Here is a 13,691-nt window from a genome sequence, read left to right as displayed (position 1 = left end):
GCAATTATCCAGCAATTGAAAGCGTTTACTAGAAAGGGTGGCAATGTGGACAGATTTGAAATTAAAGAGGAGTTTCTTTTAAATGGTCAACCATTTAAAATTTTATCGGGCGCCATTCATTATTTTCGTGTAGATCCCTCAGATTGGTATCATTCACTTTATAACTTGAAAGCTTTAGGCTTCAATACAGTTGAGACATATGTACCATGGAATTTACATGAACCGCAAAAAGGAACATTTCATTTTGAGGGAATATTAGATTTGGAGCGCTTTTTAAAATTAGCACAAGAACTTGGACTATATGCGATTGTGCGGCCGTCTCCTTATATTTGTGCAGAATGGGAGTTTGGTGGTTTTCCAGCTTGGCTATTAAATGAACCAGGACGGATGCGTTCGAATAATCCAACCTATCTGAAGCATGTTGCGGAATATTATGATGTTTTAATGGAAAAAATTGTTCCGCATCAACTTGCTAACGGTGGCAATATTTTAATGATTCAAATCGAAAACGAATATGGTTCATTTGGCGAAGAAAAAGCGTATTTACGGGCGATTCGTGATTTGATGATTGTACGTGGCGTGACAGCACCATTTTTTACTTCTGACGGGCCATGGCGCGCAACATTGCGGGCAGGCAGCATGATTGAAGATGATATTTTAGTAACTGGGAATTTTGGCTCAAAAGCCAAAGAAAATTTCGGTATGATGCAAGCCTTTTTTGAAGAACATGGTAAAAAATGGCCGTTAATGTGTATGGAATTTTGGGATGGCTGGTTTAATCGTTGGAAAGAGCCAATTATTAAACGAGATCCGCAAGAATTGGCTGAATCAGTTAGAGAAGCATTAGCATTAGGCAGTATCAACTTATATATGTTTCATGGCGGCACCAATTTTGGGTTTATGAATGGCTGCTCCGCACGAGGAACCATTGATTTACCACAAATCACTTCCTATGATTATGATGCGCCACTTGATGAACAAGGGAACCCAACCGAAAAGTATTTCGCGTTACAAAAAATGCTTCACGAAGAGTACCCTGCGTTACCACAAGCTGAACCATTAGTAAAAGATTCTTTTGCGCAAACAGCAATTCCTTTAACCAACAAAGTGAGTTTGTTTGCGACTTTAGAAACGATTAGTCAGCCAGTGGTCAGCGTTTATCCGCAAACCATGGAACAATTAGAACAAAATACCGGCTATCTTCTTTACCGAACAAGCATTGAAAAAGATGCTGCAGAAGAAAAGCTAAGAGTGATTGACGGTCGTGATCGTCTGCAACTATTTGTCAATCAGATACATCAAGCAACGCAATATCAAACGGAAATCGGCGAAGATATTTACGTTACACTGCCGCAAGAGAATAATCAAATCGATGTTTTAATGGAAAATATGGGTCGTGTCAATTACGGGCACAAATTATTTGCAGATACTCAGAAAAAAGGGATTCGAACGGGTGTCATGGCAGATTTACATTTTATGACGCAATGGCAACAATATTGTTTACCTATGACAAGCTGTGAACAGGTAGACTATTCAAGAGAATGGCAACCTGATCAACCAAGCTTTTACCAGTATCATATGGAGTTAGCAGAAGTGAAAGATACATTTATTGATGTTTCTAAATTCGGCAAAGGAATTGTTTTTGTTAACCAAACCAATCTTGGTCGTTTCTGGAATGTTGGTCCGACGCTTTCCTTATATATTCCCAAAGGATTATTAAAAGAAGGGCAAAATGAGATCGTCATTTTTGAAACGGAAGGAACGTACCAACCAGAAATTCAGTTAGTAAAAGAACCACTATATAAAGAAATGAAAGAGGGATTACAATGAGTATTATTGGCGTAAGAATTGATGGACGTTTGATTCATGGACAAGTGGCAAATTTATGGGCGACAAAATTGAATATTTCCAGAATTATGGTCGTTGATGATGAGGTTGCAGGGAATGCCATTGAAAAAAGTGGCTTGAAATTAGCAACACCAGCTGGCGTGAAACTAAGCGTGTTACCAGTTGAAAAAGCTGCTCAAAATATTTTAGCAGGAAAATACGACTCACAACGTTTATTAATTGTGGTACGGAAACCAGATCGTTTATTAAAACTAGTAGAACTTGGGGTGCCGATTAAAGAAATCAATGTTGGGAACATGTCTCAAACAAACGAAACACGGTCGATTACTAAGTCAATCAATGTGGTCGATCAAGATATTGAGGTTTTTAAAGAGTTAAATGCTAAAGGTGTCCATCTGATTGCTCAAATGGTGCCAAGTGACAAAGCGGAAGACTTTATGAGTTTGATAACAAAATAGGAGGGAACAAAAAATGAATATCTTATGGTGGCAGATCTTATTATTAACATTATACGCAGGATACCAAATTTTAGATGAATTACAAATTTATTCTTCATTAAGTGCGCCAGTGTTTGCAGGTCTTTTTGCAGGATTAGTGATGGGGGATATTAAAGCAGGACTTATTATTGGTGGAAGCATGCAATTAACTGTATTAGGAGTTGGGACTTTCGGGGGTGCCTCCAAAATTGATGCTAACTCAGGCACGATTCTTGCCACAGCATTTTCTGTGTCTTTAGGAATGAACCCTGAACAAGCAATCGCTGCTATTGCAGTACCAGTTGCTAGTTTAATGATTCAATTAGACATTTTGGCTCGTTTTGCGAATACCTACTTTGCACATCGGATTGATAAAATGGTCGAAGATATGAACTACAAAGGAATTGAACGTAACTTCTTAATGGGTGCCTTACCTTGGTCTCTTTCTCGAATGATTCCAGTCTTCTTAGCACTTGCTTTTGGTGGTGGTTTAGTACAAAAAGTTGTATCTGTCCTAAATGGCGATTTGAAATGGTTAGGTGATGGCTTGTCTGTTGCTGGGGCGGTCTTACCAGCGGTCGGTTTTGCAATTTTACTACGTTACTTACCAGTGAAAAAACATTTCCCTTATTTAATTCTTGGTTTCACTGTAACTGCTTTACTAGGAACAATCTTTACAAACATGCAACTTTTAGGAACATCTGTTGCGAGCGTTGTGAAAGACTTCAGTGGTGTATTTAACGCACTACCAATGTTAGCAGTCGCTTTAATTGGTTTCGCTTTAGCCGCAATTAGCTACAAAAATGGCCAAATGATTCCGAGTGGACCAGCAGCCAAAAAAGAACATGCAGCGAATGATTCAGACGAAGGAGAGATTGAAGATGACGAAATCTAATTATAAATTGACGAAAGAAGACTTTAAACAAATTAATCGCAGAAGCTTGTTTACTTTCCAATTAGGTTGGAACTACGAAAGAATGCAAGGATCAGGTTACTTGTATACGATTTTGCCACAATTGCGTAAAATTTATGGGGATGATACGCCTGAATTAAAAGAAGTGATGAAAACACACACGCAATTTTTCAATACTTCAAACTTCTTTAATACGATTATTACAGGGATCGATTTAGCCATTGAAGAAAAAGAAGGCATTGCTGGAAAACAAACAGTTTCAGGTTTGAAAACTGGTTTAATGGGACCGTTTGCAGCAATTGGGGATTCAATTTTCGCAGCTTTAATTCCAACTATTTTTGGGGCGCTAGCTGCTAACATGGCGATTAATGGTAACCCAACTGGTATCTTTATCTGGATTGTTGCTCAAATTGCCGTGATGGTCTTCCGTTGGAAACAATTGGAATTTGCGTATCGCGAAGGAATTTCTTTGGTAACAACTATGCAACACCGCTTAACTGCCTTAACAGATGCTGCAACTTTACTAGGGGTCTTCATGGTTGGCGCTTTAGTGGCAACAATGGTTAATGTCAAACTATCATGGGCACCAAGTATTGGGGATGTAACACTTAACATGCAAAATAACTTGGATATGATTTTACCACGTCTACTTCCTGCAGGAATTGTCGGTGGCGTTTATTGGATGCTAGGTAAAAAGAATATGACGTCTACTAAAGCCATTTTTATCGTATTAATTGTCTGTGTCGCATTGTCTGCGTTAGGTGTTATTTCAAAATAAGTAAGACAGGAGAAAATCGATGAGTGAACATTTAGTTTTAGTAAGTCATGGCCGTTTTTGCGAGGAATTGAAAAAAAGTGCGGAGATGATTATGGGACCGCAAGAAACAATTTCCACTGTTGCTTTATTACCAGAAGAAGGTGAAGCTGACTTTTTAGAAAAATTTGAAGCGATTACGGAATCGTTAGAAGATTTTGTTGTCTTTGCTGATCTATTAGGGGGAACACCTTGTAATATTTTATCCAAAAAAATTATGCAAGGTGCTTCGTTTGACTTATATACTGGGATGAATTTACCGATGGTTATCAGCTATGTAAATGCAAATTTATTAGCGATTGAAGGTGACTATGTTAAGGAATCAGCAGAAAGTATTGTGAAAGTCAACGAATTGCTGCTAAATGTTGCAGTAGATGATGAGGATGAATAATTCTGACTTGTTGTCGTAAGTAATTAAAGTTTTTAAGAGAATGATTTAGAGATGGACGTTCCAAAAATAAAAGAATTTATTTTTGGAACGCCCCTTTAATTGTTAATAATGAAAGCGTGTTCAAAAATGTTAGGGGGCTGATTTATCAGATGAAACATGGAAAAATAAAACGATTTAGTACATTGACACTATTGGCAAGCGCAACGATTTTAGTACCATTAAGTACGTCTGCAGAAGAAACAACAAACAGCAGCACTGAAACAAGCTCATCAATGGTGGAACCTACCGCAACAGAAGAAAAATTGTGGCAATCTGATTTTCCAGGAGGGAAAATTGGTGAGTGGCAAGATGTGATTGGTAAAACAAATCGAGAATTAGCAGGAGAGTCATTGGCGATTTCACGAGATGCAGCAGCAGGTAATAATGCCGTATCTTTAAATTTAGATTCCCCTAAATTAGCTGATGGTGAAGTAGAAACAAGGTTTAAATACACTGCTGGAAGCGGTCGGACGGGTGTGATTATTCGTGGTAATACCAAAGATAGCTGGGTTTTTGTAGGCTATAACGCGAATGGCAAATGGTTAGTTGAAAGCCCTAATTCGTGGAATGATTCGATTTCTGGGCCAACGTTAAATGAAGATACGAATTATTTGTTGAAAGTACGTTATGTTGGTGAAAAAATTACTATCTGGCTTAACACCACGTTGATTTACGAAGGAGAACCTGTTTTGACCAACGGAGACAAAATTCCAACAGAAGCCGGACATGTGGGTGTCCGTTTGTGGTACGACAAAAAAATTGTCAATTATGACTATTTTAAAAATGGCCCCGTAGATAGCATTCCAGAAATTGTGCCAGAAGTGACACAAATTGCGCCAGTCAAAGTTTTTACAAAAATTGGTGTCGCACCAAAATTACCGAAACAAGTAAAAGTGACCTATAATACTGGTAAAGAAGCCAATGAAGCAGTCCGTTGGGATGAAATCGATCCTGATGCATACAAAGAACCAGGAACTTTTGAAGTCGACGGTACTTTGGAAAATACAAACATCAAAGCAAAAGCCAGCATTGTTGTTGCTAAAGACAATGAAGCTGAAAAAGGCGACAAAATCTCTTCTGCAGATTTAACAGCCGTGGTTGACCCACAATTTCCACGAATTATTCGTTACGAAGACCCTCAGAGTAATCAAGTGATTTTTAATGGCCAACACGAGAAAATTGACCAAGTAATGATTGATGGCAAAGCATATAAAGCAACTGCTGAAAAACAAAAGAGTGAAGCAAATCAAGCCGTTTATAACGTAGCTGTCCCAGAAATTGGTCTGCGTTTCACAACAACATTGACTGTTTCCGAAGGCCAAGAATTAGCTATGAAACTCTCAGATATTCGTGAAGAAGGAACCAAAATACACACAATTTCAATTCCAAATCAAGGCTTGATTTCTGTCAATAGTACAGATGAAGGGGCGACTTTTGCTGGCGTTGTGATGAATACTGGGACAAATGCAAATAACGGAAATAAAAATGGTGATACTATCCAAGATTTAACTACAACAAGCCAAGAAGAAACGAAAAAATATATGTATGGTTTCTTAAATACGGCGAATTATGCTGCAAGTTTTTGGACGAACGCCTATGGAGACGGCTCTGTCGATGGTAGTGACAACAATCGAATCCATAAACAAACAAAAGAAGCGGCGACTGGTTTTGTAACAACCTTGTCAAGTGGGGCATGGACCTATCGACCATTTGATGCACCGGAAGATTACACAACTGGAGAAACGCCAGAAGTGAAAGTTAAATTCTCAAAAGATAGCAACGACGACAATCGGGTGGATTGGCAAGATGCGGCAATTGGGTTCCGTTCAATTATGAATAACCCAATGGGCGCGGAAAAAGTCCCTGAATTAGTCAACCAACGGATTCCTTTTAACTTTGCTAGTCAGGCGACGAACCCGTTCTTAGTGACGTTAGACGAATCAAAACGCATTTACAATTTAACAGATGGATTAGGACAAATGAATTTACTAAAAGGGTATCAAAATGAAGGACATGATTCTGCGCATCCAGATTACGGTGCTATTGGTCAGCGACCTGGTGGGGAACAAGCGTTGAATCAATTAATTGATGAAGGCCATAAATTAAATGCCGTTTTCGGTGTGCATATTAATGACACCGAGTCTTACCCAGAAGCAAAAGGATTTAATGAGGAATTAGTTGATCCAACGAAGCGTGGCTGGGATTGGTTAGATCCGTCTTATTTTATTAAACAAAGACCCGATGCATTGAGTGGTCGTCGCTATGAGCGCTTTAAAGAATTAAAACAAAAAGCACCGAATCTAGATTATATTTATGTTGATGTTTGGGGCAATCAAGGCGAATCAGGTTGGGCAAGTCGTCAACTAAGTAAAGAAATTAATTCACTCGGTTGGTTTACAACCAATGAATTTCCGAATGCTTTAGAGTATGACTCGGTTTGGAACCATTGGTCTGCAGAAAAAGATTACGGCGGTACAACAACGAAGGGCTTTAACAGTACAATCGTTCGTTTTATTCGGAATCATCAAAAAGACACTTGGATTATTTCCGACAACCCTTTGTTAGGTGGAGCTGAATTTGAAGCCTATGAAGGTTGGGTGGGTAAAACCAATTTTAATACCTATCGCCAAAAAACTTTTGCCATTAATGTCCCAACTAAGTTCTTACAACATTACCAAATTACAAACTGGGAAACTACAACAGCAGCAGATGGTCAAATCTATGGTACGATTAAATTAGCGAACGGTGCTGAAAAAGTGACCGTTACTCAAGCAGATGCTAATTCGCCAAGAAGCATTACGTTAAATGAGACAGAAGTTCTAAAAGGTGATGCGTATCTACTGCCTTGGAATGTCAATGGTCAAGACAAACTATATCACTGGAATCCAAAAGGCGGTACCAGCACTTGGTCATTGGATAAGAAAATGCAAGGAAAAACGAATTTACATTTATATGAATTAACAGATCAAGGGCGTATTGACAAAGGCGCAATTGCCACTACAAATAACCAAGTGACCATCCAAGCCGAGGCTAATACACCGTATGTCATTGCTGAACCTGACAGTATTGAACCGATGACATTTGGAACAGGAACACCATTTAAAGATCCTGGATTTAATGAAGCCAATACCTTAAAAAATAACTGGAAAGTTTTCCGAGGTGATGGAGAGGTTAAAAAAGATGCTAACGGTGATTATGTCTTTAGTTCAGAAAAAGAAAGAACCGAAATCAAACAAGACATCAATCTTCCTAAACCAGGAAAATATAGTTTGTATTTAAACACAGAAACACATGATCGCAAAGCCACAGTAACTGTTAAAATTGGTGGTAAAAAATATACGCGGACAGTGAATAATTCGGTTGCCCAAAACTACATTCAGGCAGATATTAACCATACAAGCAGGAAAAATCCGCAGTATATGCAAAATATGCGAATTGATTTTGAAATCCCAGATAATGCCAAAAAAGGCTCGGTGACATTAGCGGTTGATAAAGGCAATTCCGTTACAAAATTTGATGATTTACGAATTGTTGAGCGTCAAACGGATATCATGAACCCAGACAAACAAACAGTTATTAAGCAAGATTTTGAAGACACACAAGCAGTTGGGTTATATCCGTTTGTTAAAGGCTCAGCTGGTGGTGTAGAAGATCCACGGATTCATTTATCAGAAAGAAATGAACCTTACACACAATATGGTTGGAATGGAAACCTTGTTTCAGATGTATTAGAAGGCAACTGGTCCTTGAAAGCCCATAAACAAGGAGCAGGATTGATGCTTCAAACAATTCCGCAAAATATTAAATTTGAACCGAACAAGAAATATACGGTCCAATTTGATTATCAAACTGATGGTGAAAATGTCTTTACTGCTGGGACCATTAATGGGGAGTTGAAAAATAACAATGACTTTAAGCCAGTCGGTGAGTTAACTTCGACAGCAGCAGATGGTCAAACCAAGCATTATGAAGCAGAAATAATTGGGGATGCTTCAGGAAACACTACGTTTGGTATTTTTACAACAGGTGCCGATAAAGATTTCATTATGGATAACTTTACGGTCACAGTGGAATCAAAAAAATAAATTTAGTCTATCTAAGCAACTTGGTCTACAAGTTAAACGTACTTGTAGCCCAAGTTGCTTCTTTTATGAAAAGAAGCAAGGTCTAGTGCCTCATTTTTATACTGCAGAATAAACCGACACATTTTTTAAAGTGTCAGGCTTCTTTGTGTATTTCATCAAGAACGAATGGACAAACTTGCCTTTTGCCACAAATCGTTTACAATTACAATGATAGGCATAATTTATTTAGAGGTGAAGTGATTGAAGAAATACAATGTTGATTGGAATTACTGGGTTGTCCGCTTTTTATTTGTAATGGCGCTGATTGTTGGCTATTTATTAATCACGAATTATCAGCACTTTGTCCATAGTGTTTCGGGTTTATTAGGCATCTTATCCCCATTCATTACTGGGTTTGTGATTGCTTATTTATTGAGTGGAAGTCAGAAAAAAATCGAGGGATTACTAGAAAGAGTTCCTTTACCAGTCGTTAAAAAAGCGAAACACGGCTTGAGCGTACTCCTTTTGTACCTGATTATTTTGTTTATTTTTGTTTTGACATTAAACTATATCGTTCCGCTACTCATTAGTAATTTAGTAGATTTAGCAAACTCTTTACCCACTTTTTATGATCACATGGTTCAGTTTGTAATGAGTTTAGAAGATAAAGGGATTTTAAAAACAGCCGCGATTGAAAAATATTTAAATAGTGTCCTTAAAGATTTGTCGCCAGAACGTTTTTTAAATCAATGGACACAAGCGTTGTTTTCATTAGGAACGTTGACTAAAAATGTTTCATCATTCTTTTTAAATGCATTTTTGACGTTGATTATCTCAATATATGCGCTGGTATTTAAGCAATCTATTTTGACATTTGTTGAAAAGGCTGCCCACAAATTGCTGTCTGAAAAAGTGTACAAGCAAACACAAACTTGGTTAAATACAACGAATAAAATTTTCTATAAATTTATCAGCTGCCAATTTCTTGATGCTTGTATAATTGGCGTTTCATCAACGATTTTGTTAAATATTTTGAATGTGAAATTTGCTGTGACTTTGGGGATTTTATTAGGTATTTGTAATATGATTCCTTATTTTGGTTCGATTTTTGCGTCAATTGTTGCTGGTGTGATTACGCTTTTCACAGGTGGTGTTACTCAAGCAATTACGGTGTTACTAGTTTTATTAATTTTACAACAAATTGACGGCAATATTATTGGTCCTCGAATTATGGGAGATGCCCTAAATGTCAATCCGATTTTAATTATTGTTTCAATCACGATTGGGGGAGCGTACTTCGGCGTCTTAGGGATGTTTTTAGCAGTTCCTGTTGCTGCAATCATTAAAATTATTGTCTCGGAGTGGCTAAATGAATCAAAAGAAAATGATAAGATTGTAGATTCTATTGAATCCTAAAGTAAAACTTTTCGTCGCGCGTTGACGAAAAGTTTTTTAGTGGAAAAGAAAGTTTAATTATTTGGAATTTTTGATATGCTATACTTAAAGTAAATAAAAAATCAAAATTGAGGTGAATAGATGCAGTTTTTAAAAAAATATGGCGGCTATTTTTTAGTTTTAGGGGTCTTACTTGATTTTTTTACACCTTATTATGTCGGATTCAAAGATCAAGGTTACAATCAATTGACAGAAGTAATTAGCTTATTAGGTGATGTGAATAGTCCAGTTAGGGAAAACTTTAATCGGTTAACTATCATTGCGGGAATGTTGATGTTAGCAAGTTTACCTAGGATATATGCTATTTTTTCCAGAAAAACGAAAAAAGGTGCTTGGTTAGTAGTGGCAATGATTGGCGCTTATGGTTTATTTGATTGTATTTTCAGTGGGCTCTTCAGCGTAGACACTTCAAGCGCTGGCACAGTTGCTGCCGCGCTTCATAACGGAGGATCAGCAGTTGGTTATACAGGCTTTTTGTTGTTATCAGGCGTCTTAACCGTTATCTATAGTAAATACGGTTCGCAAAAAAATAAAAACCTTTTTGGCTTTTTGTTTATTTTATGTATGCTTGCAGCCGGCTTATATGGCTTAGCAAGGATTCCACAGTTGCAACAGGTAAAACCATTTAATTATTTAGGCTTATGGCAAAGAGTGAGTTCATTTTGTAATTATCTACCAATGCTGGCACTGTGTTTACAAACTAAAACCAATGACAAATTTGATTGAACATTTGTCATTGGTTTTTTACTAGTTAAAATTGTCTGGTAATAACTTAATTATTGGCTACGGTGACTTCACCAGTAACAGTGGCACCATCTTTTTCTAAGTCAGCAGAATCTTTGTATTCTTGTTTATCAAAAGTAATATTGCCATTAACTTTGGTACCATTTAAAGTAAAGCCATTTGCTTTCACCTCAATATCACCTTTGACAGTCCCGTGAACGATGTTGAAATTTTCAGAAGAAACGATTAGCTTAGGAACTGTGATTTCATATTCAGCAGTTACTTTTTTATTATCATCTTGAGAATAAAGCGCTAATTTACGATAGACATCGTTGGAATCTTTCCCCTTATCATGGAAAGTACCAGCAACTGTTACCTCTTTATCAAAAGTGACATTGTCAGTAGCTGCGACAATCCAATTTCCTTTATCACTTAACGCCATTTCGAGCTCTTCAGGCTTGGCACTAATTGAAGCACCAGAGACTACTTCTGTACTTGAATTAGCTGTTTCTTTGCTACTAGAACTACTATCTGTTTTTTTATCAGATGAACAAGCACTAAGCAGCACAAGAGCAGCAGTTGCCGTCAAAACAGTGGTGAGTACTTTAGACATTTTCATGAAAATCCCTCCAAAAAATTTATTTATTTCTTCCTTTATCATAACTGATTCAAAGGGAAATGAGTAATCATACACTCAAAGATTGAGAAGTTTGGAAGGGGAACCCACTTTAAAATGTATTTATATTTTTAACAATTTATTGTTATATAATCAGTAGTATAAATTGGAAACTTAAGCATTTTTTTAGAATTTGATGGTTTTTAGCTTCTTTTTTATTAATAGTTTTTATTTTTTGCAGCCTTTTTTTTCACAAGTAACATATTGGGTTGTATTTTCCCAGTCTTCAGGATTGTCATCGATTCGAGCTCCACAAGCTGTATAATTGCCATTTCTTACGTGGATTTTCCCTTTTTCAGATTTTTTTGTATCGTTTCCAATATATTTTACATTAGCCATAAATTAGCAACTCCTTTTGTTGGATTTATAAATTTTTACTTCTGCTTAAGCTTCCATAAATAAAGATAGCATTTTTTACATTGTAAACAAATATTTTTAGTTAACCTTAAAAAAAATAAGTCTTTGATTCATTTCTTTTTCAAATGTTCCTTTTCTGTAGTAAGCTAGTAATAGACAGAATTTAAGGAGGAGATTTTGATGCCTTGGAATATGAATGATTATCCTACATCAATGAAAAATTTAGCACCTTTGATTCGGAAAAAAGCGATAGATATTGGCAATGCGTTGCTTGCGTATGGCTACCCTGATGATCGCGCCATTCCAATTGCGATTAGTCAAGCGGAGAAATGGTATCAAGAGGCAAGTGCAGCAGACAAAAAGGCATTTGAACAAGAAGCAAATCCTACGAAACAAGATTCGCATAAACAGGATAAACATGCGGGAAAATTATTAACGGCGGCTGTCAACGTTAAATATAAAGACGGCCAATGGTTGGTGATTTCAGACAGCGCTGAAAAAGCAAGTAATACATTTACCCACAAACAAGAGGCGATTGAACGAGCCCAAGAAATTGCTCGGAATAAGCAAACAAAGCTGAAAATCTATAAGAAAGATGGTACGTTACAAGAAACCAAAGAGTATACTGAATAATTTTTCGAAACCTTGATATTCCGTTGCAATTCAAGAAACGGTTATCAAGGTTTTTTTGCGAGGGAGAAATGGACAAGTAAGAAAAAATAACAAAAGTTAAGAATGAGAATAAGACTTGCTTTTCTAGTTTTTGGTGGGTACAATTACACTAATTAAGATAAAAAATCAAAATAATTGAGGTGCTACGACAATGGAAAAAGCCAATCTTGATTGGAATAATTTAGGATTTTCTTACATTAAAACGCCCTTTCGTTATATTAGTTATTGGCGAGATGGCAAGTGGGAAGAAGGCACGCTAACAGATAACAATCAGTTAACGATTAGTGAAGGTTCGCCTGCTCTACATTATGGCCAACAATGTTTTGAAGGATTAAAAGCGTATCAATGTGCAGATGGTTCTGTCAATTTGTTTCGTCCAGATGAAAATGCCAAACGGCTACAAAAAAGTTGTGCGCGTCTACTGATGCCACAAGTGCCAGTAGAAACCTTTGTTTCTGCATGCCAAGAAGTGGTGAAAGCCAACCTTGCTTATTTACCGCCATATGGAACGGGCGGTACGTTGTATCTTCGCCCTTATATGATTGGTGTCGGCGATAATATTGGCGTAGCACCTGCCAAAGAATACATTTTTTCTATTTTTTGCGTGCCGGTTGGTTCGTATTTTAAAAATGGTTTAGCACCAACCAACTTTATCGTTTCTGAATATGATCGAGCAGCGGGTCGAGGAACTGGGGCCGCTAAAGTGGGGGGCAATTATGCAGCTAGTCTTTTACCAGGTGCAGAAGCACATGAGAAAGAATTTAGTGATTGCATTTATTTAGATCCGTATACGCATACGAAAATTGAAGAAGTTGGTGCAGCCAATTTCTTTGGCATAACCAAAGAGGGTACTTTTATTACGCCGAAATCAGCGTCTATTTTGCCAAGTATTACTAAATATTCATTATTGACGCTAGCAAAAGAACGTTTAGGGATGACGGCGCTTGAAGGAGACGTTTACATTGATCGATTAGCGGACTTCTCCGAAGCGGGTGCTTGTGGCACAGCGGCGATTATTTCTCCTATTGGTGGGATTCAAAACGGCACAGATTTCCATGTATTTTATAGTGAAACGGAAGTTGGACCAGTGACTAAGCAACTATATGATGAACTGGTTGGCATACAGTTTGGTGACAAAGAAGCGCCAGAAGGCTGGATTGTAAAAGTTTAAAGAGACAAAAAAGAGAGAATTCATGCTCTCTTTTTTTGTGTAGAATATTCAGAATTTTCTATAAAAAGATTGACTTTGATTCTATTTAAAGG

The 13,691-nt window shown here is 37.2% G+C and carries 12 protein-coding genes; 10 read left to right on the top strand and 2 right to left on the bottom strand.

Going from position 1 to position 13,691, the window contains the following annotated elements; all coding sequences use genetic code 11:
• The first annotated feature begins 15 nt into the window (after positions 1-15).
• From IGK72_RS07730 to IGK72_RS07695, 8 genes are all read left to right on the top strand, one after another.
• Positions 16-1,830 carry a glycoside hydrolase family 35 protein gene (locus IGK72_RS07730; RefSeq protein WP_031324498.1) on the top strand — a complete coding sequence of 605 codons (1,815 nt, stop codon included), beginning with the start codon at positions 16-18 and terminating at the stop codon, positions 1,828-1,830.
• Complete coding sequence (locus tag IGK72_RS07725) at positions 1,827-2,306, top strand: PTS system mannose/fructose/N-acetylgalactosamine-transporter subunit IIB (protein ID WP_002361968.1); 480 nt, start codon at positions 1,827-1,829, stop codon at positions 2,304-2,306. The genes IGK72_RS07730 and IGK72_RS07725 overlap by 4 nt, the downstream gene beginning before the upstream one ends.
• Before the next feature lie 13 nt (positions 2,307-2,319).
• Positions 2,320-3,219, top strand: a complete 900-nt coding sequence (locus IGK72_RS07720) for a PTS mannose/fructose/sorbose/N-acetylgalactosamine transporter subunit IIC (protein WP_002357253.1) — start codon at positions 2,320-2,322, stop codon at positions 3,217-3,219.
• Positions 3,206-4,015, top strand: coding sequence for a PTS system mannose/fructose/sorbose family transporter subunit IID (locus IGK72_RS07715; RefSeq protein WP_002357254.1), 810 nt, complete (start codon positions 3,206-3,208; stop codon positions 4,013-4,015). The genes IGK72_RS07720 and IGK72_RS07715 overlap by 14 nt, the downstream gene beginning before the upstream one ends.
• 19 nt (positions 4,016-4,034) lie before the next feature.
• The gene (locus IGK72_RS07710; protein WP_002365775.1) at positions 4,035-4,442 is read left to right on the top strand and encodes a PTS sugar transporter subunit IIA; all 408 of its coding nucleotides are present in this window, start codon (positions 4,035-4,037) and stop codon (positions 4,440-4,442) included.
• 149 nt (positions 4,443-4,591) lie between these two features.
• Positions 4,592-8,566, top strand: coding sequence for an endo-alpha-N-acetylgalactosaminidase family protein (locus tag IGK72_RS07705; protein ID WP_023895632.1), 3,975 nt, complete (start codon positions 4,592-4,594; stop codon positions 8,564-8,566).
• Between the two features lie 240 nt (positions 8,567-8,806).
• The gene (locus IGK72_RS07700) at positions 8,807-9,961 is read left to right on the top strand and encodes an AI-2E family transporter (protein ID WP_023895633.1); all 1,155 of its coding nucleotides are present in this window, start codon (positions 8,807-8,809) and stop codon (positions 9,959-9,961) included.
• 120 nt (positions 9,962-10,081) lie between these two features.
• The gene (locus IGK72_RS07695) at positions 10,082-10,726 is read left to right on the top strand and encodes a DUF998 domain-containing protein (RefSeq protein ID WP_023895634.1); all 645 of its coding nucleotides are present in this window, start codon (positions 10,082-10,084) and stop codon (positions 10,724-10,726) included.
• 46 nt (positions 10,727-10,772) lie between these two features.
• Here IGK72_RS07695 and IGK72_RS07690 read toward each other — a convergent pair whose 3' ends face one another.
• Complete coding sequence (locus IGK72_RS07690; protein ID WP_002382413.1) at positions 10,773-11,384, bottom strand: lipoprotein; 612 nt, start codon at positions 11,382-11,384, stop codon at positions 10,773-10,775.
• 183 nt (positions 11,385-11,567) lie between these two features.
• Complete coding sequence (locus IGK72_RS07685) at positions 11,568-11,738, bottom strand: hypothetical protein (RefSeq protein ID WP_002380379.1); 171 nt, start codon at positions 11,736-11,738, stop codon at positions 11,568-11,570.
• A 198-nt stretch (positions 11,739-11,936) separates the two neighbouring features.
• On the opposite strand from IGK72_RS07685, the gene IGK72_RS07680 reads away from it, so the two are divergent.
• Both IGK72_RS07680 and IGK72_RS07675 read left to right on the top strand, forming a co-directional pair.
• A complete protein-coding gene (locus IGK72_RS07680; protein WP_430619598.1) occupies positions 11,937-12,389 on the top strand; it encodes a DUF2188 domain-containing protein in 453 nt (150 codons plus the stop codon).
• A 190-nt stretch (positions 12,390-12,579) separates the two neighbouring features.
• Complete coding sequence (locus IGK72_RS07675; protein ID WP_010707490.1) at positions 12,580-13,599, top strand: branched-chain amino acid aminotransferase; 1,020 nt, start codon at positions 12,580-12,582, stop codon at positions 13,597-13,599.
• Positions 13,600-13,691 lie beyond the last annotated feature (92 nt).

The organism is Enterococcus sp. DIV0183 (assembly GCF_050541505.1).
Lineage (GTDB): Bacteria > Bacillota > Bacilli > Lactobacillales > Enterococcaceae > Enterococcus > Enterococcus faecalis.
This window is presented reverse-complemented; position numbering and strand designations above follow the sequence as displayed.

Coding starts and splice junctions, on each gene's coding strand:
- IGK72_RS07725 (WP_002361968.1), top strand. CDS start 1,827: ATGAGTATTATTGGCGTAAGAATTGATGGACGTTTGATTCATGGACAA.
- IGK72_RS07720 (WP_002357253.1), top strand. CDS start 2,320: ATGAATATCTTATGGTGGCAGATCTTATTATTAACATTATACGCAGGA.
- IGK72_RS07715 (WP_002357254.1), top strand. CDS start 3,206: ATGACGAAATCTAATTATAAATTGACGAAAGAAGACTTTAAACAAATT.
- IGK72_RS07710 (WP_002365775.1), top strand. CDS start 4,035: ATGAGTGAACATTTAGTTTTAGTAAGTCATGGCCGTTTTTGCGAGGAA.
- IGK72_RS07705 (WP_023895632.1), top strand. CDS start 4,592: ATGAAACATGGAAAAATAAAACGATTTAGTACATTGACACTATTGGCA.
- IGK72_RS07695 (WP_023895634.1), top strand. CDS start 10,082: ATGCAGTTTTTAAAAAAATATGGCGGCTATTTTTTAGTTTTAGGGGTC.
- IGK72_RS07690 (WP_002382413.1), bottom strand. CDS start 11,384: ATGATAAAGGAAGAAATAAATAAATTTTTTGGAGGGATTTTCATGAAA.
- IGK72_RS07685 (WP_002380379.1), bottom strand. CDS start 11,738: ATGGCTAATGTAAAATATATTGGAAACGATACAAAAAAATCTGAAAAA.
- IGK72_RS07680 (WP_430619598.1), top strand. CDS start 11,937: ATGCCTTGGAATATGAATGATTATCCTACATCAATGAAAAATTTAGCA.
- IGK72_RS07675 (WP_010707490.1), top strand. CDS start 12,580: ATGGAAAAAGCCAATCTTGATTGGAATAATTTAGGATTTTCTTACATT.